Genomic DNA, 25232 nt, shown 5'->3' with positions numbered 1-25232 from the left:
TCTTTACGTTGCCAACGGTTGAAACCGTGGGCTATGTTCTAAACAAACACATCTATTAAACCATAGCCAACCGTTTCAACGGTTGGAAAAATTCATGGGACAATCTTTGAAAAATAATGTATTGTTCTTTACTTTACGTTGCCAACGGTTGAAACCGTGGGCTATGTTCTAAACAAACACATCTATTAAACCATAGCCAACCGTTTCAACGGTTGGAAAAATTCATGGGTCAATCTTTAAAAAACAATGTATTGTTCTTTACGTTGCCTACGGTTGAAACCGCGGCTATCTTCAAAACACACACAACCATTAAACTATAGCCAACCGTTTCAACGGTTGGAAAAATTCATGGGTCAATCTTTGAAAAATAATGTATTGTTCTTTACTTTACGTTGCCAAAGGTTGAAACCGTAGGCTATGTTCAAAAAACACACAACCATTAAACTACAACCAACCGTTTCAACGGTTGGAGAAATTCATAGGACAAGCTTTGAAAAACAATGTATTGTTCTTTACGTTGCCAACGGTTGAAACCGTGGGCTATGTTCAAAAAACAAACAACCATTAAATTATAGCCAAACGTTTCAACGGTTGGAGAGATTCATGGGACAACCTTTGAAAAACAATGTATTGTTCTTTACGTTGCCAACGGTTGAAACCGTGGGCTATGTTCTAAACACACACATCATTAAACCATAACCAACCGTTTCAACGGCTGGAGAGATTCATGGGACAACCTTTGAAGTCAAAATAGATATAAAATGCATCGTATCTTTATATGAAAGAATTCAAAACTAACCCATTACAAACTAATTTGTAATGGGTTTTTTTATTGAAAATTTATAAGGCATTCGTGCTTTTATGCGTTGTGACGTAAAATTAAAAAATACTATCTTTACACATTAAACGTTTTAAAAACATAAGTTGTGCTCGTCGCAACACTATATATAAAATTATGGCATGTACAAGTTGTTCAACTTCTGATGGTGGATCACCTAAAGGTTGTAAAAATAATGGGACTTGCGGCACCGACAGCTGCAATAAATTGACGGTTTTTGATTGGCTTTCTAATATGAGTCTGCCTAATGGTGACGCCCCTTTTGACTGTGTGGAAGTACGCTTCAAAAACGGCAGAAAAGAATTTTACCGCAATACAGAGAAATTGACGTTAAGCATGGGCGATATCGTGGCTACTGTTGCTTCTCCGGGACACGACATAGGAATTGTTACTTTGACAGGAGAATTAGTTAAAATTCAAATGAAGAAAAAAGGAGCCAATCACCTGGGCAACGAAATTCCGAAAATTTATAGAAAAGCATCCCAAAAAGATATTGATATTTGGTCTGCCGCACGGGAAAAAGAAGAGCCAATGAAGGTGCGCGCACGGGAACTGGCGATTGCGCAAAAACTGGAAATGAAGATTTCAGATATTGAATTTCAAGGGGACGGATCAAAAGCTACGTTTTATTACACAGCAAATGACCGAATTGATTTTCGAGCATTAATTAAAGATTTTGCTAAAGAATTCAGTACCCGAATAGAAATGAAACAAGTAGGTTTCCGTCAGGAAGCAGCTCGTTTAGGCGGAATAGGTTCTTGCGGAAGAGAATTGTGTTGTTCGACTTGGCTGACGGATTTTAGAAGTGTAAATACCTCAGCGGCAAGATACCAACAACTGTCTTTGAATCCACAAAAACTAGCCGGACAATGCGGAAAATTGAAATGCTGTTTGAATTATGAACTGGATACGTACATGGATGCTTTGAAAGACTTCCCGGATTTTGAAACAAAATTGGTGACGGAAAAAGGAGATGCCATTTGCCAGAAACAAGATATTTTCAAAGGATTAATGTGGTTTGCCTACACCAATAATTTTGCAAATTGGCACGTATTGAAAATTGATCAAGTCCGAGAAATCATCGCTGAAAACAAACTGAAAAATAAAGTTTCTTCACTAGAAGATTTTGCAATAGAAATCATCGCAGAACCAGAGAAAAACTTCAATAATGCAATGGGACAAGAAAGTTTGACTCGTTTTGACCAACCCAAAACGAAGAAAAAACCAAATAAAAAACGAAAACCGGGCGGTGAAAATGCAATTGTAGCAAACAGCAACAAACCTGTAAACAATACCCGTCAGACTCCAAATGACAAAAAGCCTGCGGAGCCAAGAAAACCTATAATTATTACTAAAAATGTGGATAAAAAATAGCGCTTTACTTCTTTTGGTAGTAATTCTATTCTGGTCGTGTGATAAAAAAAGGGTTTTTGATGACTATCAATCTGTGGGTAGTGCGTGGAATAAAGACAGCATTGTAACGTTCCATTTACCGGAACTAGATTCCACAAAACGCTATAATTTGTTTGTGAATTTGAGAGCGAATAATGCGTATCAATACAACAATTTGTTTTTAATTGTAGCTTTAGAACTGCCTAATGGTTTTACAAAAGTAGACACGCTTGAATACCAAATGGCTGATCCGGAGGGATTACTATTAGGGAATGGATTTTCAGACATAAAAGAAAGCAAACTTTTTTACAAGGAAAATGTACGGTTTCGATCCAAATACACCGTTCATATTAAGCAAGCAGTCAGAGAAAACGGCAAAGTTCCCGGCGTGACGGCTTTAGACGGAATTACAGAGGTAGGTTTTAGAATAGAAAAAAAAGAATAAAATAGTATTATGGCTATCAAAAAAAACAACAGTTCCGCTAAAGATAATGACAAAGACATGGCTCATTACAAAAATATTTTTTGGAAAATATTCTTTGTAGGGTTAGGAAGTCTTGCTTTATTTTTCCTGTTTGCTTCCTGGGGAATCTTCGGTTCGATGCCGTCTTTTGAAGATTTAGAAAATCCCGATTCTAATTTAGCAACTGAGATCATATCCGCTGACGGAGTGGTTTTAGGGAAGTATTTCGAAAAAAACAGATCTCAATTAAAGTATTCTGACTTGCCAAAAAATTTGGTTCAAGCACTAATCGCAACGGAAGATGCTCGTTTTTACGAGCATTCCGGCATTGACGGAAGAGGTACTTTGAGAGCCATCTCGAGCTTAGGGACCAGCGGAGGAGCCAGTACCTTGACGCAGCAATTAGCCAAACAATTATTTCACGGCGAAGGATCTAAATTCTTGCCTTTTAGAATTGTACAAAAAATAAAAGAATGGATTATTGCCATCCGATTAGAAAGACAATACACTAAAAATGAAATTATTGCAATGTATTGTAATGTATACGATTTTGGAAACAATTCTGTCGGAGTTAGTTCAGCCGCAAAAACGTATTTTTCGAAAGAACCAAAGGATTTAACCATCAGTGAGTCGGCAATATTAGTGGGAATGTTTAAAAATTCTGGCCTTTACAATCCTGTGAGAAATCCACAAGGAGTCATAAACCGAAGAAATGTAGTGCTTCTGCAATTAGAAAAAGGAAAAATAATTTCAAAAGAAGAAAAAGAAAGACTGCAGGCTTTACCAATCACATTAAAGTTCAAATTACAAACGCACAAAGACGGAACAGCAACCTATTTCAGGGAATATTTAAGAGACTACCTGAAAAAATGGGCGGAGGAAAATAAAAAACCGGATGGTTCAGATTATGACATATACAAAGATGGTCTAAAAATCTATACTACCATTGATTCCAGAATGCAACTGCACGCTGAAAAAGCAGTAACGGAGCACATGGCCAATCTTCAAGAAGAATTTTTCGAGCAATCCAAAACAAATAAAAATGCGCCATTTGTCAACATCTCTTCTGTAGAAACACAACGCATTTTAAGCCAAGCCATGAAATCATCGAACAGATGGGCGGTATTAAAATCACTGGAAAAAACGGACGAAGAAATTATAGCATCCTTTAGCATAAAAACTAAAATGAGAGTCTTCTCTTGGAAGGGAGAAAAAGACACTATTATGACGCCATTGGATTCCATTCGGTATTACAAACATTTTTTACAATCCGGACTCATGGCGATGGAACCTCAAACGGGAAATATAAAAGCGTGGGTTGGAGGTATCGATTATAAATATTTTCAATACGATCACGTAGGGCAAGGTGCCAGACAAGTTGGTTCCACTTTCAAGCCTTTTGTTTATGCTACAGCCATAGAACAATTGAATATGTCGCCTTGTGATTCCATTATTGATTCCCCTTTTATGATTAGAAAAGGACGTCATAATGTTACCGAAGATTGGGAACCAAAAAACTCCAACAACAGATACAGCGGAATGGTAACCCTAAAACGAGGATTGGCAAATTCCATCAATATTATATCCGCAAAATTAATAGACCGAGTAGGTCCGGCAGCTGTAGTCGATTTAGCCCATAAATTAGGCATCAAATCGGAGATTCCGCTTCAGCCTTCCATTGCTTTGGGAGCCGTTGAAATAACCGTCGAAGATATGGTTGCTGCTTACAGCACCTTTGCCAATCAAGGCGTGTATATGAAACCCCAATTTATATCTCGAATCGAAGATAAAGGTGGCGTAATTATTTACGAACCCATCCCTGAATCACATGATGTTTTAAACAAAGACATCGCGTATGCCGTCATCAAATTATTAGAAGGCGTTACGGAAGGCGGGTCCGGAGATCGTTTGCGCACCACCGGCGGCGGAAACGGAGACAAACGCTGGACAGGATATCCCTATCAATTTAAAAATCCTATTGCAGGTAAAACAGGAACTACACAAAACCAATCTGACGGATGGTTTATGGGAATGGTTCCTAATCTTGTAACTGGAGTCTGGGTGGGTTGCGAGGACCGTTCTGCCCGTTTCAAAAGCATAACTTACGGACAAGGTGCCACAGCAGCACTGCCGGTTTGGGGTTATTTTATGAAACTTTGTTACGAAGATCCCGCTCTAAAAGTATCCAAAGCATCCTTTGAAAGACCCGCAAATCTATCCATAAAAGTAGACTGCTACACCGCCCCAAAAGTAATAGACACCACTAATATTGAACAAAATACCGATGAATTTGAATTGTAAAATTTTCATCTGGAGCTAATCCAGCCATCCGCTGTATCTTTTAGTCTCCTTAAAAAAGGAGACTAAAAGGATGTCGCTTCTATCTGGGCTAGGCAATTCGTTCTTAAAATTAAATCTTGTTGTTATTAATACTACAAACAGATCGGGTTCTTCTTTAAATTAAAATTCGTCAACTAGCATTCAATTTTATGATTAACAAAAAAGTAAATAACGTACATGAAGCCCTTCAAGGAATTGAAAACGGGATGACCATCATGCTGGGCGGTTTCGGATTATGCGGTATTCCAGAAAATTCCATCGCCGAATTAGTAAAAAAAGAAACTATGGATTTAACCTGTATCTCAAACAATGCAGGAGTAGATAATTTTGGCCTTGGATTGCTTTTGCAAAAACGCCAAATCAAAAAAATGATTTCTTCTTACGTAGGTGAAAATGCCGAATTTGAGAGTCAAATGCTATCTGGAGAACTCGATGTAGAATTAATCCCGCAAGGAACTCTTGCAGAACGATGTCGTGCGGCACAAGCAGGAATTCCAGCTTTTTTTACCCCTGCCGGTTATGGAACTGAAGTAGCCGAAGGGAAGGAAGCACGGGAATTCAACGGAAAAATGCATCTTATGGAATACGCTTTCAAAGCTGATTTTGCCATCGTAAAAGCATGGAAAGGTGATGAAGCCGGTAACCTAGTTTTCAAAGGAACCGCACGAAACTTTAATCCTTGTATGGCCGGAGCAGCAAAAATAACCATCGCCGAAGTAGAAGAATTGTTGCCTGTAGGTAGTTTAGATCCAAACGAAATTCATATTCCAGGAATACTTGTAAATAGAATTTTTCAAGGTGTGAAATATGAAAAAAGAATTGAACAAAGAACCGTGATAAAAATTTTCTGTTTATGGCTTTAGATAAAAATCAAATTGCAAAACGCATTGCAAAAGAATTAAAACACAACTACTATGTGAATCTCGGAATCGGGATTCCAACATTAGTTGCTAATTATGTCCCAGAAGGAATTGACGTTGAATTTCAAAGTGAAAACGGAATTCTCGGTATGGGTCCATTCCCTTTTGAAGGCGATGAAGACGCTGATTTAATCAACGCCGGAAAACAAACCATAACTACTTTGCCTGGAGCCAGTTTCTTCGACTCCGCATTCAGTTTTGGAATGATTCGGGGACAACATGTTGACTTAACAATCCTTGGTGCAATGGAAGTTTCCGAAAATGGTGATATTGCCAACTGGAAAATTCCTGGTAAAATGGTCAAAGGAATGGGTGGCGCAATGGATTTAGTGGCTTCTGCCGAGAATATTATTGTAGCCATGATGCACGTTAACAAAGCTGGCGAATCTAAAATACTAAAAAAATGTACCTTGCCTTTAACAGGTGTTGGCTGTGTTAAAAAAATAGTTACTGAACTAGCCGTTTTAGAAGTAACCCCTCAAGGATTTAAATTACTGGAACGCGCACCGGGTGTAACCGTAGCCCATATCATCGCTTCTACGGAAGCTGATTTAATTATTGAAGCTAATGTTCCGGAGATGGTTATTGATTAACAACTGCTCTTAAAATACACAAAAACCGCAATCTCAATACTATTTGAGATTGTGGTTTTTTTTATACTTCGATTTGCGATTACATCCATGAATCAAATCGCTTCAAAATTCTTATTTTTAAAAGAACCAAGTCGCCACAAAAATAGCCGTAATCACACAAATCAAATCGACTATAAGCATCGTTCCTAATGCATAACGCGTATTTTTAATATTTACGGAACCAAAATAAACGGCTATCACATAAAACGTACTTTCGGCACTACATTGAAAAATACTACTCAATCTTGCCGTTAAGGAATCAGCACCAAAAGTATTCATTGAGTCAATCAAAAAGCCTCTTGATCCTGCAGAACTAAAGGGACGAAGCAACGCTACGGGTAAAGCATCCGTGATTTGCTTGCTAACACCCATATTTGAGAAAATGAAAGCAATCCAATTACTAATAATTTCAAATAAACCACTGTTTCTAAATAGTGAAATAGCTACCAACATTCCCAATACATAAGGAAAAATAGTTACTCCAGTTTTCACACCATTGTTTGCTCCTACTACAAAAGAATCAAAAACTGTAGTACTTGCGACCGTAAATTTCTTCTCATTTAGAAAGGAGAAAATCAGGGTAAAAGCAATAATTCCAATTAATATTAAAGCAGAAAGATTAGCCGTAAAATAGTTTTTCCCGATTAAATCTAAATGGTTTACATACATCAACAAACCAACAATTGCAGCTATTAAAACCATCAATACAATCACTAGAGAAGCACTTTTGAAATTGATTTTTTGCTTCACCCCAACAATTAGAAATGCTGCAATAGTTCCTATAAAAGAAGTGATAATACAAGGTAACATCACATCCGCCGGATTGCTGGCATTAGCCGCAGCACGATACCCTATAATAGAGGTTGCAATCAAAGTAAGACCCGAAGCATGCAAACACATAAACATAATTTGTGCATCACTGGCCTTGTCTTTATCAGGATTTATCTCTTGTAAACTCTCCATGGCTTTTAGACCAAAAGGAGTGGCCGCAGAATCTAATCCTAAGAAATTAGCAGCAAAATTTAAGGTCATATAGGAAATGGAAGGATGATTTTTAGGAATACTAGGAAACACTTTTACAAAAACTGGACTCAATGCTTTCGCTAACTTTCCAGAAGCTCCGGAAATGATTAAAAGCTCCATTAATCCACAGAAAAAGGCCAAGTAAGCCATCAGCGGAAGGACTAAATCTAGCAAAGTACTTTTGCACGTTGGCAGTAAACCATCTGATTTTTGAACGCCACTGTATATTTTTACGGTTTTGTTTTTATAAACATAAGTCGTATCAGCATTTAGCGTATCACGATTAATTATCATGGTTTGTTCTGGTGCTTTTTTGATGCTGTCTTTAATAAAAGCAGGTAATTCTTCGAGAAATTTCTCCGAAACCAGAATTGGATCATCTTTCTTTCCATTCAAAACGTGGTCAATAGTATAACTATCTCCAGAAAACAAACTAAACACTACAAATACAATCGCTGAAATAAAAATGACCAACCAAAATCTACTCAATACCATAATCTATAATTTTTGTAAATGTAATAAATCAATTGCAATGACAATAGCAAAAAGACAAGGTCAATATCAAACATAAATCTAGATGTGGAGCACTAGGATTGAATTTTGAAATTAAAATTACCATTGAATTTTTTATACATGAATAATCTCGTCTTCTATCAATAAATCTTCCCGTCTTAATCTCAAGAAAATCTGCGCCACGGCAATGGTGTCTTTCTCACAATAGGTTACAATACGATCAATATCTTTGTCTACATAAAATACATGTCCTACCTGGCTACCGTCGATATCGCCTTTTGGCGAAGGAATTCCAAGGACTTTACACATCAATTTCAAAGAAGTATAGTGTTTATAATCCCCGAATTTCCACAATTCCAAGGTATCCAAATGTGGGATTTCCCATGGTTTTTTTCCAAATAAATTAAGCTTGTTCGGAATAGCAATTTGATTGATAATCATGCGTCGGGCAAGGAACGGAATATCGAATTCCTTAGCATTGTGCCCACACAAAACATGTTGCGGCTGGTTGAAATGAGTATTCAGCAAAGTATTAAAATCTAACAATAGTTTCTTTTCTTCACCAAAAAAAGAAGTCACCCTAAAATTCCGAATATCGCCTTTGATAGTAAAATAACCCACGGAGATACAAACGATTTTCCCAAACTCGGCCCAAATTCCCGCACGATCGTAGAAATCCTCGGGAGTATATTCGTCTTTACGCTGGTATTGGGTTTTATGTTCCCAAAGATCTTGCATTTCAGAATCTAATGCATTGAAATCTTCGGCTTCCGGAACGGTTTCGATGTCCAGAAACAGAATGTTATTGAGGTTTATTTTTTCTATCATTTGATGGCACGCAGCTTACGTGGATTTTACAGATTTATTCAGATTTTCTTAAACGAATATACCAAATTTATTCATCAACAACTAAAACAAACTTTGTTGCGCCGTTGGATTCTCATGTTCCAATAACCATTTTTTTCGCCATAATCCGCCTGCATATCCTGTTAGTGAACCATCTGTTCCAATGACTCTGTGACAGGGCACGACAATCCAAAGCGGATTTTTCCCGTTAGCAGATGCAACGGCTCTAATGGCTTTGACATCACCCAAAATTTTGGATTGTTCGAGATATGTTCTCGTTTTCCCATAAGGAATATCCAATAAAGATTTCCAGACTTTTTGTTGGAATTCAGTCCCTTTTGGATTTAATTTAAAATCGAAATCGGTTCTCTTGCCTTCAAAATATTCGTTGAGTTGTACAACGGCTTGTTGTAAAACAGCCTGAATTGTATTTGAACACAACCCTTCTTCGGTGACTGAAATTCGTGATATTCCACTTTCATCGCCTATGATTTTGGCAATTCCCAATGGCGTTTTGATGTATGCGGTTTCCATATTTTAAAGATAAAAAAATTACCCACATTGTTCCTAAAGAAGTAATAAAGTTCAGAAATAAATGCACTTAAAGTGTTTTGAGCATAAAAAAACCATTCGCAGAGACGAATGGTTCTTGTATTTTAGCCCCGATAGCAGCGGCATCTCGCGATTTAGAAAAACAAGGCTTTTTATCCGTAGTTTTTATTTATCGGGAATACAGCGGATAGCGGGAGTAGCTCCTGAAAAACGCCAGGATTATTTCAAATTGGAAAATACGTATGCTTCCAAGGCTTTCAATTCGTCATCCGACATGGCTTTTGTCACGACAAAATTAGTTTTCATAACTTCGTACTGGCTTGGATCAACAATAGGCTCGCCTTCTCCTTTCAGAAACACTACCATATCTGCATTTTTATCCTTGTAAATCTTAGCAATATCCTGCAAGCTTGGCCCTATCACCTTTTTATCAACCTGATGGCAGGCCACACAATTTCCTTTCCCTTTGAAAATTTCTTCTCCCAATTGCTCTGGTGTTTGAGCAATTTCTTCGGTAGTGGTTGGGTATAAAGGTTCTTTTTTGGCTTCTTCTTTTTTACAAGAAGTTAAGGCTAAAACGGCTAATAAAAACAATGTCTTTCTCATGTTAATTTCTTTAATTATAGGTGGCTCAGTGGCTAGAATTACCATCCAATATATTTGGGTGGCTGAATTTGATTCAGATTCAAATATACTAAAATTTGTGCTCTGTGATGGGTAACATGGTCTTGCATCAAATTAAGTATTTGCAATTTTGATTTTTGACCCGCAAAAAAAGTAACTTTTTGGGATAATTCAGCATCATTGGTTTTTTGGACAACTCTTTTTGCTGTATCAAAAGAGGTTTTTATCTCTTGGATTATTTGTGCTTTTGAAAGCCCTTTTACGGCTTCTTTTTTCACATATTTCTCTTCCGAAAAATAAGTTGTGCCCAACCAATTCATGTTATCTTGTATGTGAAATAATTGTTCTTTAAAGGACATTTCACGTTCAGCGGGTTTATAATCATATTTATCTTCCGGCATAGCTTCTGCAACGGCCACTAAATAATCTTTGGAATTATCCCATTTCTCTATGAAAGTAGAAACTACTTCCGCTTGTGCAAAAATGCTATTGGAAAGCAATAAAACCACTATTATTAAACATTTTTTCATTTCTATTTGTTAAGGAGTATTGCAGCCTCTTTCGCAAAATAGGTCGAAATCAAACTGGCTCCCGCTCGTTTGATACACATTAATTGCTCCATCATAATTTTATCGTGATCGAGCCAACCTCTTTCGGCAGCGGCTTTGATCATCGCGTATTCCCCTGAAACGTGGTAGACTGTTACCGGCACATTTACCGCATTTTTGACTTCGCGAACAATGTCTAAATAGGCAATTCCAGGTTTTACCATGACCATATCAGCGCCTTCTTCAACGTCCCATAACGCTTCTTTGATAGCTTCTATGCGATTGGCATAATCCATTTGGTATGTTTTTTTATCTTTTGGAATTTCAGTGGCGTCAACAGGAGCACTGTCTAACGCGTCACGGAACGGCCCGTAAAAAGCAGATGCGTATTTTGCCGAATAACTCATAATACCTACGTTATGAAAACCGGCAGTATCCAGACCCTCGCGCAAACGCAATACACGTCCGTCCATCATGTCTGATGGCGCTACAAAATCGGCTCCGGCCTGCGCATGAGAAACAGCCATTTTGACCAAGGCTGCGTTCGTTGCATCATTTGCTACATCTCCATTTGCAATGATTCCGTCATGTCCATAAATAGAATAAGGATCCAAAGCCACATCAGGCATTACAATCATTTCCGGACAAGCAGCTTTGATGGCACGAATGGCATTTTGCATCAATCCGTTTGGATTCCACGCTTCCAGTCCCGTATTGTCTTTTAAATTTTCACTGACTTTTACATAAATATTTACCGCACGAATGCCTAAAGCAAATAATTCATGTATTTCTTTTACCGTTAAATCGATGGATCGACGAAATATTCCTGGCATGGAAGCAATTTCCACCTGAACATTCTCGCCCTCAGCTATAAACATAGGAAACATAAAATCTGATGGACTTAAACTCGTTTCACGAACTAAACTCCTTATGGATTCGTTTGTTCTTAATCTTCTGCCTCTGTGTAATGGGAACATATATTTTCGTTTAAAGTTTCAGGTTTAAAAGTTTAAAGTTAAACCCATTTAAAATTTAAAATAAATCTAAAGCCAATCTCTTGGGTTTTCTAATACGTTTACTAATTTTTCTTCTTCGCTTCCCGCTTCCGGATGATGATCGTACACCCATTGTACATTTGGTGGTAAACTCATCAGGATACTTTCAATTCTTCCGTTGGTTTTTAGACCAAATAAGGTGCCTTTATCGTGAACCAAATTAAACTCTACATAACGACCGCGGCGTATTTCTTGCCACGTTCTATTTTCTGGCGTATAGGGTAAATCTTTTCTTTTTTCTACAATTGGAACATACGCTTCAAGGAAACTATTGCCGACTTCCGAAACGTAATTGAACCAGTTCTCCATAGTCATGGTCTCCGTTTCTTTGCAATAATCGAAAAACAAGCCGCCAATTCCTCGTGCTTCGTTGCGATGCGCGTTCCAAAAATAGGCATCACATTGTTTCTTGTATTTTGGATAAAACTCTGGATTGTGTTTGTCACAAGCGGTTTTACAGGTTTGATGAAAATGAATTGCATCTTCTTCAAACAGATAATACGGTGTTAAATCTTGTCCGCCACCAAACCATTGCTGAATCACGTTTCCGTTATCATCGTACATTTCGAAATAACGCCAATTGGCATGAACCGTAGGAACCATTGGATTTTTTGGGTGCAATACCAAACTTAGTCCACAGGCAAAAAAATCAGCTTCGCCCACATTGAACATTTTTTGCATGGCTTCTGGTAATTTCCCATGAACGGCTGAGATATTCACTCCGCCTTTTTCGAAAACTTTTCCATTTTCGATAACACGAGTTCTTCCTCCTCCGCCTTCCGGACGCTCCCAAAGATCTTCACGAAATTTGGCTTGGCCTTCAACTGCTTCCAATCCTTTACAGATTTGGTCTTGAAGGTTTTGTATGTAGGAGTAAAATTGTTGTTTCATCTTGTTAGTTCATATAATTCCATATCTAACGGGAGTCCATTTGTTGGAGTAAACTCATTCTTTAATGTTTCGCTCCATACAAATCCGCATTTTTGAGCTACTTTAACACTTCCAAGGTTCGTTTTATGAGAAATAATATGAAGAGTTTTTAACTCTAATTCATCAAAAGAATACTTTGAAATTCCTTTTACAGCAAATGACACCATGCCTCTTCCTTCATATTCTGAACCAATACAATATGCTAACTCTGCTATTCTTTTCTCCCAATCAATTTTTTTAATAATAATTAATCCTGCAATATTTTGAGAATCTTTCTCTCGAATTGCTAAAGTGAAATTTGATTTTTCCTGAATCTCCTTTTCCTTTATTGAAATATATTCTTTTGTCTTTTCAATACTTGAATTGCTTGAAAGTGTAAGTGGGAAAAATAGGAGTAATCTTTGATAATTGTCAATCATAAATTGATACAACTGATTTGCATCTGTTAGTTTTAATTTGTCTATGGTGAAGTTTTCTGTTATATGCATTCGTTTTATTTTTTCTTTCCTGAAAGGTTTTTTTAACCTTGTAGGTATTCTTTATTTTGTTATCTGACTTTATTATTTAATAGTTAAATCTTTCGCACTTCTTTTCAGCCTTCCCATTCCTGTTCGACTTAAGTTGCATTCTTTTCTTATTACTCTTAAATTAGCTTTATCTTTATGATAATTGATGAATTCAGTAGTTAAGTCTTGATTTTTAAATACAATAAAATTATTCTCTCCAAGTGTGTATTCAACTGTTTCTAGGTCGATATTTTTCACTTCTTTAAACCTATCAAGTATTACAGAGAAAGTATTCGGCTGTCTATGGTCAACCGCTAAATCTTCCCATTTTGACAATTCATTTGTTTCTTGACATTTTACATATCCTTTTACGGAATTGGCATTGAAAAAATCTTGTTTTACTAAAAGCATATCTTTTTGAATAGCATTTCTACAAGCTTTGTAAAACAAAGTTTCTGGATTATATTTTGTCTTGTTTAAAATCATTAAATATGAAATGTAATGGCTTGACAAATCATCATAAAATATTTCAAAACATTTTGTGCCATATTGAACTTGGCTAACTTTAATATCAGTTATTTCTATTTCCTTTTCAAAATACTCATCAAAACTTGCTCTTTCATCTAAAATTATATTTTCTCTAACTTCGTCAGAATCGACGTCCCTTAAATGATTTATAGTTTTAAACTTTTCTATTATTTCATCAAAGACAATTTTATTGAAATCAAATAATTCTTCATTTTCTTCTATAGAAAATTGTTCTATACAATTAGAACTATTCAAATTAGCAGAACCTTGAATAAGGTATTTTCTTCCTCCATTATCATCACTTTGAATTAATACTATCTTTGATTGATTATTGCAAACGGATAATTGAAACTTTTTTTCTACATCTAAAGTTTCATAAATATATTCTATGAGGTTATCTCTTTCATAAGTAAAAAAACGGTCGGATACAATTAAATTTAATTTTTCAATGAACCCCTCTTCCAATAAACTATAAAGGCTGTCAACATTATGTTGAGACATAGATGAAGTAGAAATAGTTAACTCTTTAGCTTTCATATTCCTACATACCAAAAAAGTTTCGATAAAGTCTCCAAAAATAAAGTCTCCATCGATAATACAAAAATACCTTTCATTTTTAAAAATCTGTATATCTCTACTTAATTGTTCAACATTTTCATAGTTAATGATTTTAGTTTTACTTGTCGGACACTTAATATATCTTTTATCTTCATTTTCTAAAACTGCTATTTGATAATTAGAAAAATGATTTTTATCAAAAGTAAAAGTTTCTTTTATATTAATAGTTTCTGAATCTGTTTCTGAATTATTATCATCCTCCAATAAAAACAAATCAACTATATCGTTGAAATCCTCCTCATTCAAAGATTGTCCAAAGTCATAAGAATTTAAAATCGTTCGATAATGACTAATTGCATCTTTTTTGAATTGGTATGTTTTATCTCCAATAATTAAGGGCTTTCTCATCTTCCACGTTTTTTAAAATTTCATATAATTAAACACCCCTACAAGGTTAAAAAAACCTTGCAGTAAAGACTGCAAACTGAACACTAATTACTGTATACTATTTCCCGTACTCCTTCACCGCATCAATAAACGCTTTTGCGTGATCCACAGGAATATTTGGTAAAATTCCGTGACCTAAATTCACGATGTATTTGTCTTTTCCGAATTCGTCAATCATTTCATGTACCATTTTCTTAATAACCGGAATTGGAGATAACAATCTGGAAGGATCAAAATTTCCTTGTAATGTGATGTTTCCGCCAGACAAGTATCTTGCATTTCTTGGAGAACACGTCCAATCTACACCAAGTGCCGAAGCCCTACTTTTTCCCATTTCATTCAATGCAAACCAACATCCTTTTCCGAAAACGATAACCGGTGCATCATCAGCCAAAGCTTCAATGATTTGATTGATATATTTCCAAGAGAATTCCTGATAATCAACTGGAGATAACATTCCGCCCCAAGAGTCAAAAATTTGAACAGCATCCACTCCTGATTTCACTTTTTCTTTCAAATATAAGATCGTGGTATCAGTGATTTTTTGCAATAAAACATGAGCAGCTTCTGGATGTTCGAAACAAAATCCTTTGGCCATATCAAAGCTTTTAGAACCTTTCCCTTCCACCGCGTAACACATAATTGTCCAAGGTGAACCTGCAAAACCAATTAATGGCACCTCATCATTCAACATTTCTTTGGTCAATTTAATAGCATCAAAAACGTACCCTAATGTTTCATGTACATCTGGAACAATTACTTTCTCCACATCTTGAATCGTACGAATTGGATTTGGTAAAAACGGCCCGAAATTTTCTTTCATCAACACTTCAATTCCCATGGCTTGTGGAATTACCAAGATATCTGAAAACAAAATGGCAGCATCCGGAGCAATTCTGCGAATTGGCATCATCGTTATTTCGGCTGCTAATTCCGGAGTCTGACAACGGGTAAAAAAATCATATTTATCACGCAATGCGATAAATTCCGGCAAAAACCGTCCGGCTTGACGCATCATCCAAACTGGCGGACGTTGTACTGTTTCTCCTTTTAGTGCTCTTAAAAATAGGTCGTTTTTGATCATGTATTTAAATTTTAGCGGATTGCTAGATGCTTTCCGGTGTATAATATTCAATAACTTCCAAAATCACGGCTTCGATAGTTGGTGTTTCGGGAATTACTATGTTTTTAATTTTCTTTGTTTCTAATGCTGCTGCTGTAGTAGTGCCTACGCAAAAACAAACTTCATTCTTGATTTTATTATTTGTCAAATAACTTTCAACGGCAGATGGGCTAAAAAACAGAATTCCGTCAAAATTTTCTTGGTCTGATATTTTAAAAGGCGCTAGTGTTGTTTGATACACTTCGATTTCATTAAAAATTATTCCGGCACTTTTTAATGCTTCAGGCAACGTTTCTTTACGCAAATTTCCGCTCAAAAAAGTATAGCTTTCTTTATTGTAAATTAAAGTGATTATTTCGGCTAATTCAGAGGCATAATCTAAATACACATCAACTGTAAAGCCATGCAATTCCAGTAATTCTTTGGTTTTAATCCCTACACAAAAAACAGGTTTAGTCTTTAAAACTTCCCAACCGTTTTGTTCTATCAAACTTAAAACAGCATTTTGGCTGCTAAAAATTAAGTTGTTGTTGATGGTACTGAGTTCGAAAAGGTTGTTTTTTATTTCGATGAAATCTTGTTCCAAAAGATCAAAATTAGCATCAATAAATACTTGCCTTTGTTCTGCCGATAATGTTTTGGTGGATAAAATGCTTGTTTGGCTCATTATTTCTTCAAATTAATTTTAATTGCTGTCATCAATTCTGCTCCGCCATTTTCTAAAATTTCTTTGGCACAATAAAAGCCTAATTTCTTCCATTCCTGCATCGGAACGGTTTTTTCTATTTCGATTTTTTGTTTCCCATCAATTGAAAACAAAACGCCTTTGAATACTATTTCCTCATCTGTAAATACTGCCAAAGCGCCAATTGGTGCCGTACAACCGCCTTCGAGTGTTTTCAGAAACTGTCTTTCAATGTGTGTACATACCTCGGCATCAATATCATTTAACTCAGAAACGGCCTCTCTGCAAAATTCATCTTTTGCCATCGCAACAACCACCATTGCGCCTTGAGCTGGCGCCGGAATCATCCAATCCAAGTCGATATAATTAGAAGGTTTCAAGTTGATTCTTTCCAAACCTGCTGCCGCAAAAACGGCTCCGTTCCAATCGCTTTCCTGCAATTTCTGCATTCTCGTATTGACGTTTCCACGTAAATCAACTACTTTATGGTTGGGGTATTTATTGAGCCATTGTGCCTGACGACGCAAACTGCCTGTGGCAATTGTTCCTGCTCCATTACGAAAATCAAGGGTTCCTTTGTACACTAGGATATCTAACGTATTGGCTCTTTCCAAAACTGCCGCCTGTACAATTCCTATTGGCAAAGCCGTAGGAACATCTTTCATGGAATGCACTGCAATATCAACCTGACCGTTGATCATGGCAATATCAAGTGTTTTAGTAAAAATGCCTGTGATTCCTAATTCGTAAAGTGGTTTGTCAAGGATAATATCTCCTTGCGATTTTACCGCTATAATTTCGGTTTTATAGCCTAAATCATTTAGTTTTTTTTCGACGGTATGGGCTTGCCAGAGTGCGAGTTCACTGTCTCGGGTTCCTATGCGTATTGTTTTGTTTGCCATTTTTATTTTTTCAAACCAAGAGGAATTAAAGGTTTATTTTAATGAAATTTAATTCCTTAATGGTGTAAATTTTATTTTGTAGTCGCTCCTATTTTGAAAACTTTCTCAATCCAATCGATGCTTTCATCCACCATCGTATCATCATCTTTCAAATGGTTGGCAAAATGTGTAGTTATTTTTTGGATAATTCTGTTGCTGATAATCTCTGCTTGTTCTTCGTTGAAATTTGAAATTTTCTTGCTTTGAAAATCCAATTCGGATGTTTTTATCGCATTCAATTTTGCTTTCAAAGCATTGATAGTAGGGGCAAATTTTCTGCCTTTGGTCCACGTAGTAAATTCTTCTTTGATTTCTTCAATGATGGCTTCAGCAGCGGGAATGTGTTTTTTTCTATTTTCTAAAGTTTCATCTGTTAATTGTGACAAATAATCCATGTGAATCAGCGTAACACCTTCTAATTCCTCGACATTTTCATTTACATTTTTAGGAATTGATAGATCCAAAATCAATATTGGTTTTTTCAAATTCAGAATCGCTTTGTCAATAGTAGGATTCTGTGCGCCGGTAGCTACCACAACAACATCTGCTTTTTGTAGTTCCAAATGCAGTTCCGAATAATCTTTCACAATTAGATTCAGTTTTCCGGCTAGTTTCTCTGCTTTTTCTTTGGTTCTATTGATAAGTGTAATGTGTTCGTTTTTAGTATGTTTTACTAAATTTTCACACGTATTTCTACCAATTTTTCCAGTACCAAACAATAGAATATTTTTGTTCCCAATGTCTTGCACATTGTTAATAATATAACGAACCGCAGCAAAAGAAACCGAAGTAGCTCCAGAACTAATTTCGGTATCGGTTTTTATTTTTTTACTGGCTTGAATCACCGCATTCACCAATCGTTCCATAAAAGCATTGGCTAAGCCCAATGATTTTGATTGTGAAAATGAGTTTCTTATTTGGGCAATAATTTCAAAATCACCCAGAATCTGACTGTCTAAACCCGTTCCCACACGAAACATGTGGCTGACGGCTTCTTGATTTTTATAGACAAAACCCACTTTTTGAAAAGCTTCAACTGAGCCTTGACTGTTCTCGCAGATTAATTTGATCAATTGAAACGGATGTTCCGCATAACCGTAAATCTCTGTACGGTTGCAGGTAGAAGTAACTATTAAACTCTCTATTCCTTCATTCTTAGCTTGTTCCAAAACCCGCGTTTTTGCTGCGGCATCTAAACTAAACTTTCCTCTAATCTCAGCATCTGCTTTTTTATAGCTTAATCCTACGGAGTAAAAATAATGATGCTTTGATGTGTTATTGTTTTCCATATTTGCACTTTTCCTAAAAGTGAGGCAAAATTATCACTATAGTATTTATAAAAGTAACGCTAGAAGTTCTTTTTGTATCGCTCAGTGATTTTTTAATTCCAAATGGTCAGAATACTGCAAAAAAGGCTACTTTTGTAATGAATTCAAGTTGTTTGAATTCCTTTATTTAAAGTGGTTCTAAATAAAATAACTTGATGAATATCATTTTCATTTAAAAAAAATATCGCTATGGGTTCTCAGGAAATTATAAAAATTGAGGATGATTTCACACTCATTCGCTTTCAGAATGACAGCAACGATTCTTTTAATGCGCAACGGGAAGTGGGCAGCGGTTTGATTCAGTTTCATTTTGGAATCAAAGGAAAAGCGAAATTCATTTTCAACCAAGGCAATTATGCTTTGGAACTGAAAGAGGAAAAATCATTGTTGCTGTACAACCCACAAAAAGAACTGCCTTTAAATCTGGAGTTAGCACCTAATTCTTGGGTAATCTCTGTGATTATTTCTATCAAAAAATTCCATGCTTTATTTTCGACCGAAGCCGATTATATTACTTTTTTAAGCGCAGATAATAAGGACAAAAAATATTATAACGAAGGTAATATCAGTCCCTCGATGGCGATTGTTTTATCGCAATTGTTTCATTATAACTTGCATCCCTCCATAAAAAACTTGTATTACAAAGGCAAAGGATACGAATTATTGAGTTTGTATTTCAATAGAACTGAAGATCCAAACGCAGAACAATGTCCGTTTCTAATTGATGAGGACAATGTCATGAAAATTAAAAAAGCCAAAGAAATCATCATAGCCAATATGGCTGAACCACCCGGATTACAGGAATTGGCGGATGAAATAGGGCTGAATCTAAAGAAACTAAAAATGGGTTTCAAACAAATTTATGGCGATACCGTTTATGGTTTTCTGTTTGACTACAAAATGGATTTTGCTCGAAAATTACTCGATAGCGGCTCCTATAATGTAAACGAAGTAGGATTGAAAATTGGCTACAGCACCGGAAGCCATTTCATAGCGGCATTTAAGAAAAAATTTGCCACTACGCCCAAAAAATACTTGATGTCGATCAATCCAAATATGTCATAAACAATTGATTTCATATATTAAACAATAAATAAAAAATAGTTAATCGCAATTTATAAAAAAGTAAGTTTATTTACTTTTGTACCAACAAAAAAAGATAACATGAAAGGTGTATTATTAGTTAATTTAGGTTCTCCGGAAAGTCCAACTCCAAAGGATGTAAAATCGTATTTAGATGAATTTTTAATGGACAAATACGTAATTGACGTTCCGTTTTTGTTACGAGCATTATTAGTTCGTGGTATAATTTTGCAAACAAGACCTAAAAAATCTGCTGCCGCTTACGCAAAAATATGGTGGGACGAAGGGTCTCCACTTGTGGTTATTTCCAAAAGAATGCACGAAAAAGTACAAAAATTAGTTGATGTACCCGTTTCCCTAGCAATGCGTTACGGAAATCCATCCTTATTGTCCGGCTTACAAGAGTTACATGATAAAGGCGTGACCGAGGTGTTGTTTTTTCCTTTGTACCCGCAACATGCAATGGCATCTACCACCACAATAATAGAACTGGCCGAAGAGTACCGTAAAAAGTATTTTCCGGGTATGAAATTCACGATAGTTCCTGCGTTTTACAACAAACCAGATTATCTCAAAAACTTGGCTGATTCCATTAAAGGTCATCTAGAAGGTTTTGACTATGATCATTTATTATTCTCCTACCATGGAATTCCGGAGCGTCATATTCGCAAAACGGATATCACAAAATCACATTGTAAAATTGACGGTTCATGCTGCAACACCCCGTCGCCGGCACATGAGTTTTGTTACCGCCATCAATGTTATGAAACGACCAAACAAGTTGTAAAATTGCTGGGAATTCCAGAAGGAAAATACAGCCAGACTTTTCAATCGCGCTTAGCCGGAGACAAATGGTTGACACCATATACAGACGTTGAAGTAAACAAAATGCCCGAGAAAGGAATCAAAAACCTGGCTGTTGTAACGCCTGCTTTTGTATCGGATTGCTTGGAAACTTTGGAAGAAATTGCCATGGAAGCCAATCATGAATTTAAGGCTCACGGAGGAGAAAATTTTAAAGCAATTCCTTGTTTAAATGATGGTGACGACTGGTGTAAAACCGTAAGTAATTGGATTTCAAACTGGTCCAATGCTTCATCATCACTTAAACTTGACTCCGAAAAAATTAACTCTTAAATGACTGTTACCGCCGATGAACTAGGAACACAAGACATTAAAAAACTCTTGATAAAACAGGCAGTTCCGTCTTCTATTGGGATTTTATTCATGTCGGTTAATATCTTGATTGATACCATATTTGTTGGACAATGGATTGGTTCTTTGGCCATTGCTGCGGTAACCGTAGTTCTGCCCATCACCTTTTTGATTTCTTCTCTGGGAATGACGATTGGTGTGGGCGGAGGATCTGTACTTTCCAGAGCATTGGGAGCCAGTCACAAGGAAAAAGCACTTCAAACATTTGGCAACCAAATCATGATGACTTTTTTATTGGCTTCTGTTTTTGTGGTATTTGGTCTTTTTTTTAGTGACGAAATGCTAATGCTTTTTGGCGCGAAAGGAGCCATAATGGAACCCGCAAAAGAATTTTTTATTCCCATAATTATAAGCGTTCCGTTTTTGGCACTTTGCATGATGGGAAACAACGTGATTCGCGCCGAAGGCAAGGCCAAGTTTGCGATGGTCTCCATGATTATTCCTGCATTTGTCAATATTGCATTGGATATTATTTTTATCAAATACTTAGATTTAGGTATGTTTGGCGCTGCTTTGGCTACTGCCATATCCTATTTTACCTGTTTCTTGTTTGTACTTTGGTTTTTTGTTTTCAAAAGTGAACTTCAACTGAAAATGAAGCATTTTAAATTTAAAATGCCCATTGTCAAAGAAATCGCTGAGTTGAGTTTTGTGACTTTTTCAAGACAAGGAGTTGTGAGCATTTTAGCCATCATCCTGAATCATACTTTATATACGTATGGCGGCGAACATTCTGTTGCTATTTATGGAATTATCAGTCGAATGCTGATGTTTTCCTTGTTTCCTATCCTGGGAATTACGCAAGGATTTCTGCCAATTGCCGGTTTCAATTACGGTGCAGGAAATTATGAAAGAGTGAAAGAAAGTGTGCAACTATCCATAAAATATGCCGCATTTCTCGCCTCGCTAATTTTTGTGGTTATTCTAATCTTTGCAAAGCCTATCGTTGCTATTTTTACTACAGACCCACTCGTGATTGACCAAACTCCGGAAGCGTTGCGTTGGGTTTTTGCGGCTTCGCCAATTATTGCTGTACAGCTCATTGGTGCGGCTTATTTTCAAGCTGCAGGAAAGGCAAAAAAAGCACTGCTTTTGACGTTAAGTAAACAAGGATTTTTCCTGATTCCTTTAGTGCTCATTCTACCAAATTTTTTAGGTATTTTTGGAGTGTGGTTTGCATTCCCAATTGCAGATATCTTATCAACAATACTAACTGGCTATTTTCTAAAAAAAGAAATGAATACAAAACTGATTCAAACTAACGATGGAATACTATAATTACCTTAAATCTCTGCACCTCATCTTTGTAATTACATGGTTTGCAGGATTGTTTTATATTGTACGCTTGTTCGTGTACCAAATTGAAGCGGCAGATAAACTCTCGCCAGAGAAAGAAATTCTTCAAAAACAATACAAAATAATGACCTATCGATTGTGGTATATTATCACATGGCCGTCCGCGGTTTTAGCGAGTATTTTTGCTTTTTGGATGTTGTTTTTTACAGATTTAGGAAAGGCGTGGTTGCAAATGCCTTGGATGCATGTAAAACTTGGCTTCGTATTTGTGTTGTATTTATACCATGCAAAATGCCAGCAAATATTCAAGCAATTGCAAAATGACGATGTGAAATACTCCACGAATTTCATGCGCTTATGGAACGAAGGCGCAACGATAATCCTTTTTGCAGTCGTTTTTTTAGTTATTTTAAAAAATGCTTTCAACTGGATTTATGGTGTAATTGGAATCTTTCTCTTTGGTGTCTTAATTATGCTTGGCTTTAAATTTTATAAAAAAATAAGAGAAAGAAATCAATCTTAATTATGTTCAAAAGCTTCAAAATAGCAATGCTCTCGTTACGAATCAGAATCTTCCTTTCGATGATTGTGTTGATATTAATAGCGTCTGTTTTATTAGCTTCTATATCCATCATTCAATTTAAAAACGAAGCCAAAGAATACCACCAAGAACGCTTAGAACGCAATGAGAATTCTGTAAAAGAGCACATCAATTATGTACTCTCTACCACTACATATCCTTTAAATTCTGCCAATTTAAGTTTGATTTTTAAAGATAAAATCCATGAATTAGCCCACATTCATAATGCGGAAATAAACATCTATGGTCTGGACGGAAAATTACTAAAGTCTTCTAAAGAGTCTTTTTCTGTGGATATAGTGGCGCCTCCTATTCCAAAATACATTTTAAAACTAGTTCGTTCTTCTATCGAAAAAAGATACGTTGATATTAAAACTATAGATGGCAAAAAGAACCGTTCCGCTTTCAGCCAAATCAAAGATCATAAATTCAAACCACTGGGAATATTGAACTTACCTTATGTAGAAGATGATGGATATTATGAAAACGAATTAAAAAGTTTCCTAATTCGTCTGGGACAGGTGTATGCTTTTATGCTTATTATTGCTTTTGCTGTCGCTTATTTCCTTTCCTCTTACATTACAAAATCATTAAAAACAATATCAGATAAGTTAAGTGGAACGAGTTTAAATCAAAAAAATGAAAAAATTGTTCTGGAAGCAAACAGTAAGGAAATCAACTTATTGATCAATGCCTACAACGGAATGGTGGACAAACTGGAGAAAAGCGCCATTAAACTGGCCCAAAGCGAACGAGAAGAAGCGTGGCGCGAAATGGCCAAACAGGTCGCCCATGAAATCAAAAATCCGCTTACGCCAATGCGATTAACAGTACAGAGTTTTCAACGAAAATTTGATCCAAACGATGCCAATGTAAAACAAAAAATGAACGATTACTCCGAAACTTTAATTCAACAAATTGACACCATGAGTGCCGTTGCCTCTGCGTTTTCAAATTTTGCATCAATGCCGGCACAGCAAAACGAAACCTTGAATGTTGTTGCCGTAGTAGAACTTGCGATGGACATTTTCAATGAAGACTACATTGAATTTCAAAGCGATTCTCCTGAAATTATTTCGAAAATTGACCGTACCCAACTGATCCGGATTATCACGAACCTGGCTAAAAATGCTATTCAGTCTATTCCGGAACAACAAGAAAAAAAATCAGTAGTTCTCCGTATCCATAAAGCAGCAAACAACGTATTAATTACTGTTACCGATAATGGAATTGGGATTCAACTCAAAGATATTGACCGTATATTCGAACCAAAATTTACCACTAAAAGTAGCGGAATGGGTCTTGGTCTTGGAATTATAAAAAACATTATCGAAAATTATAAAGGAACGATTACCTTTGAAACTGAATATGGAAAAGGAACTACTTTTACGGTTTCGCTTCCAATAATTAACACCTAAAAATACAATTATGAACTACGAAAATCTTTTAATTGCAACCGAAAATAACATTGCAACGATTACCATTAATCGTGCTACAAAACTAAATGCGTTGAATGTTGCCACGATTTCTGATTTGAATAAAGCTTTCAAAACATTAGGGAAAAATGATGAAATTCGTGTTATTATTTTAACGGGAAGCGGTGAAAAAGCTTTTGTGGCGGGAGCGGATATCTCTGAATTTGCTGCTTTTTCAGTTGAAGAAGGAACGCAATTGGCCGCTGAAGGACAAGAAAAATTATTTGATTTCATAGAAAATTTAAAAAAACCCGTAATCGCAGCCGTTAATGGTTTTGCATTGGGCGGCGGATTAGAATTAGCCATGGCGTGTCATTTCAGAGTAGCTTCAGAAAATGCAAAAATGGGATTACCTGAAGTTTCGCTGGGTGTAATTCCGGGTTACGGAGGAACGCAACGTTTGCCACAATTGATAGGAAAAGGACGCGCAATGGAAATGATTATGACCGCAGGAATGGTAACAGCGCAAGATGCTTACAGAACGGGACTGGTGAATCACGTAGTCCCTGAAGCTGAACTTTTAGATTACTGTGTGAGTGTAGCCCATAAAATAATAAAAAATTCTCCGTATGCTATTGGCAAAGCCATAAAAGCCGTCAATGCTAATTTTAAAGAAGGAAAAAATGGCTATGAAACCGAAATAAAAGCTTTTGGAAAATGTTTTGGAACCGAAGATTTTAAAGAAGGAACAGCTGCATTTTTAGAGAAAAGAAAAGCAGTGTTTACGGGGAAATAATAACAAAAGAGAACCACGTTGGTTCTCTTTTTAGTTTATAAATGATGTTCCTTTA

General features: G+C 36.2%; 24 protein-coding genes. 11 read left to right on the top strand and 13 right to left on the bottom strand.

Features of this window, described 5'->3' with window-relative positions; all coding sequences use genetic code 11:
- The first annotated feature begins 955 nt into the window (after window positions 1-955).
- From EKM00_RS04130 to EKM00_RS04110, 5 genes are all read left to right on the top strand, one after another.
- A complete protein-coding gene (locus tag EKM00_RS04130; protein ID WP_126515329.1) occupies window positions 956-2212 on the top strand; it encodes a PSP1 domain-containing protein in 1257 nt (418 codons plus the stop codon).
- On the top strand, window positions 2196-2675 hold the full coding sequence (locus tag EKM00_RS04125) for a gliding motility lipoprotein GldH (RefSeq protein WP_126515328.1): 480 nt from the start codon (window positions 2196-2198) through the stop codon (window positions 2673-2675). The genes EKM00_RS04130 and EKM00_RS04125 overlap by 17 nt, the downstream gene beginning before the upstream one ends.
- Window positions 2676-2684: 9 nt before the next feature.
- Window positions 2685-4994 (top strand): penicillin-binding protein 1A, encoded by a 2310-nt coding sequence (locus EKM00_RS04120; protein WP_126515327.1) that lies wholly within the window; start codon window positions 2685-2687, stop codon window positions 4992-4994.
- 188 nt (window positions 4995-5182) lie between these two features.
- Window positions 5183-5896 (top strand): CoA transferase subunit A, encoded by a 714-nt coding sequence (locus EKM00_RS04115; protein ID WP_126515326.1) that lies wholly within the window; start codon window positions 5183-5185, stop codon window positions 5894-5896.
- Entirely contained in the window at window positions 5887-6546 is a 660-nt protein-coding gene (locus tag EKM00_RS04110) for a CoA transferase subunit B (protein WP_126515325.1), read from the top strand. Before EKM00_RS04115 ends, EKM00_RS04110 begins: the two co-directional genes overlap by 10 nt.
- A gap of 117 nt (window positions 6547-6663) precedes the next feature.
- Here the strand turns inward: EKM00_RS04110 and EKM00_RS04105 are convergent, their stop codons facing one another.
- The 13 genes from EKM00_RS04105 to hemA all read right to left on the bottom strand — a co-directional run bounded on the left by EKM00_RS04105 (window position 6664) and on the right by hemA (window position 18753).
- On the bottom strand, window positions 6664-8103 hold the full coding sequence (locus tag EKM00_RS04105) for a nucleoside recognition domain-containing protein (protein ID WP_126515324.1): 1440 nt from the start codon (window positions 8101-8103) through the stop codon (window positions 6664-6666).
- A gap of 132 nt (window positions 8104-8235) precedes the next feature.
- Window positions 8236-8949: a 3'-5' exonuclease gene (locus EKM00_RS04100; RefSeq protein WP_126515323.1), complete on the bottom strand. Its 714-nt coding sequence runs from the start codon at window positions 8947-8949 to the stop codon at window positions 8236-8238.
- Between the two features lie 81 nt (window positions 8950-9030).
- The gene (locus tag EKM00_RS04095) at window positions 9031-9501 is read right to left on the bottom strand and encodes a methylated-DNA--[protein]-cysteine S-methyltransferase (RefSeq protein ID WP_126452227.1); all 471 of its coding nucleotides are present in this window, start codon (window positions 9499-9501) and stop codon (window positions 9031-9033) included.
- A gap of 237 nt (window positions 9502-9738) precedes the next feature.
- A complete protein-coding gene (locus EKM00_RS04090; RefSeq protein WP_126515322.1) occupies window positions 9739-10125 on the bottom strand; it encodes a c-type cytochrome in 387 nt (128 codons plus the stop codon).
- 38 nt (window positions 10126-10163) lie between these two features.
- The gene (locus tag EKM00_RS04085; RefSeq protein WP_126515321.1) at window positions 10164-10673 is read right to left on the bottom strand and encodes a DinB family protein; all 510 of its coding nucleotides are present in this window, start codon (window positions 10671-10673) and stop codon (window positions 10164-10166) included.
- Window positions 10674-10675: 2 nt separating this feature from the next.
- On the bottom strand, window positions 10676-11668 hold the full coding sequence (hemB, locus tag EKM00_RS04080; RefSeq protein ID WP_126515320.1) for a porphobilinogen synthase: 993 nt from the start codon (window positions 11666-11668) through the stop codon (window positions 10676-10678).
- Between the two features lie 66 nt (window positions 11669-11734).
- A complete protein-coding gene (gene hemF / locus EKM00_RS04075) occupies window positions 11735-12637 on the bottom strand; it encodes an oxygen-dependent coproporphyrinogen oxidase (protein ID WP_126515319.1) in 903 nt (300 codons plus the stop codon).
- Complete coding sequence (locus EKM00_RS04070) at window positions 12634-13164, bottom strand: GNAT family N-acetyltransferase (RefSeq protein WP_126452238.1); 531 nt, start codon at window positions 13162-13164, stop codon at window positions 12634-12636. Before EKM00_RS04070 ends, hemF begins: the two co-directional genes overlap by 4 nt.
- A 72-nt stretch (window positions 13165-13236) precedes the next feature.
- On the bottom strand, window positions 13237-14676 hold the full coding sequence (locus tag EKM00_RS04065) for a hypothetical protein (RefSeq protein ID WP_126515318.1): 1440 nt from the start codon (window positions 14674-14676) through the stop codon (window positions 13237-13239).
- A 97-nt stretch (window positions 14677-14773) separates the two neighbouring features.
- Window positions 14774-15799: a uroporphyrinogen decarboxylase gene (gene hemE, locus EKM00_RS04060; RefSeq protein WP_126452242.1), complete on the bottom strand. Its 1026-nt coding sequence runs from the start codon at window positions 15797-15799 to the stop codon at window positions 14774-14776.
- 22 nt (window positions 15800-15821) lie between these two features.
- Window positions 15822-16505 (bottom strand): uroporphyrinogen-III synthase, encoded by a 684-nt coding sequence (locus EKM00_RS04055; protein WP_126457723.1) that lies wholly within the window; start codon window positions 16503-16505, stop codon window positions 15822-15824.
- The gene (hemC, locus tag EKM00_RS04050; protein WP_126452246.1) at window positions 16505-17425 is read right to left on the bottom strand and encodes a hydroxymethylbilane synthase; all 921 of its coding nucleotides are present in this window, start codon (window positions 17423-17425) and stop codon (window positions 16505-16507) included. Before hemC ends, EKM00_RS04055 begins: the two co-directional genes overlap by 1 nt.
- Before the next feature lie 71 nt (window positions 17426-17496).
- On the bottom strand, window positions 17497-18753 hold the full coding sequence (hemA, locus tag EKM00_RS04045; RefSeq protein ID WP_126452248.1) for a glutamyl-tRNA reductase: 1257 nt from the start codon (window positions 18751-18753) through the stop codon (window positions 17497-17499).
- A 228-nt stretch (window positions 18754-18981) separates the two neighbouring features.
- Here hemA and EKM00_RS04040 point away from each other — a divergent pair, with 228 nt between their 5' ends.
- From EKM00_RS04040 to EKM00_RS04015, 6 genes are all read left to right on the top strand, one after another.
- Entirely contained in the window at window positions 18982-19857 is an 876-nt protein-coding gene (locus EKM00_RS04040; protein WP_126457725.1) for a helix-turn-helix domain-containing protein, read from the top strand.
- A 99-nt stretch (window positions 19858-19956) separates the two neighbouring features.
- On the top strand, window positions 19957-21012 hold the full coding sequence (gene hemH, locus EKM00_RS04035; protein WP_126515317.1) for a ferrochelatase: 1056 nt from the start codon (window positions 19957-19959) through the stop codon (window positions 21010-21012).
- Window positions 21013-22368 (top strand): MATE family efflux transporter, encoded by a 1356-nt coding sequence (locus EKM00_RS04030; RefSeq protein WP_126515316.1) that lies wholly within the window; start codon window positions 21013-21015, stop codon window positions 22366-22368.
- A complete protein-coding gene (locus EKM00_RS04025) occupies window positions 22355-22909 on the top strand; it encodes a CopD family protein (RefSeq protein ID WP_126515315.1) in 555 nt (184 codons plus the stop codon). The genes EKM00_RS04030 and EKM00_RS04025 overlap by 14 nt, the downstream gene beginning before the upstream one ends.
- Window positions 22910-22911: 2 nt before the next feature.
- Window positions 22912-24384 (top strand): PAS domain-containing sensor histidine kinase, encoded by a 1473-nt coding sequence (locus tag EKM00_RS04020; RefSeq protein ID WP_370274107.1) that lies wholly within the window; start codon window positions 22912-22914, stop codon window positions 24382-24384.
- Window positions 24385-24394: 10 nt separating this feature from the next.
- Window positions 24395-25177 carry an enoyl-CoA hydratase/isomerase family protein gene (locus EKM00_RS04015; RefSeq protein ID WP_126457729.1) on the top strand — a complete coding sequence of 261 codons (783 nt, stop codon included), beginning with the start codon at window positions 24395-24397 and terminating at the stop codon, window positions 25175-25177.
- Window positions 25178-25232: the final 55 nt, after the last annotated feature.

This window comes from Flavobacterium sp. RSP15 (assembly GCF_003968755.1).
In the GTDB taxonomy this organism is placed as follows: domain Bacteria; phylum Bacteroidota; class Bacteroidia; order Flavobacteriales; family Flavobacteriaceae; genus Flavobacterium.
Note: the sequence above shows the minus strand (reverse complement) of the source record. Positions and strands in the feature narration are given on the sequence as shown.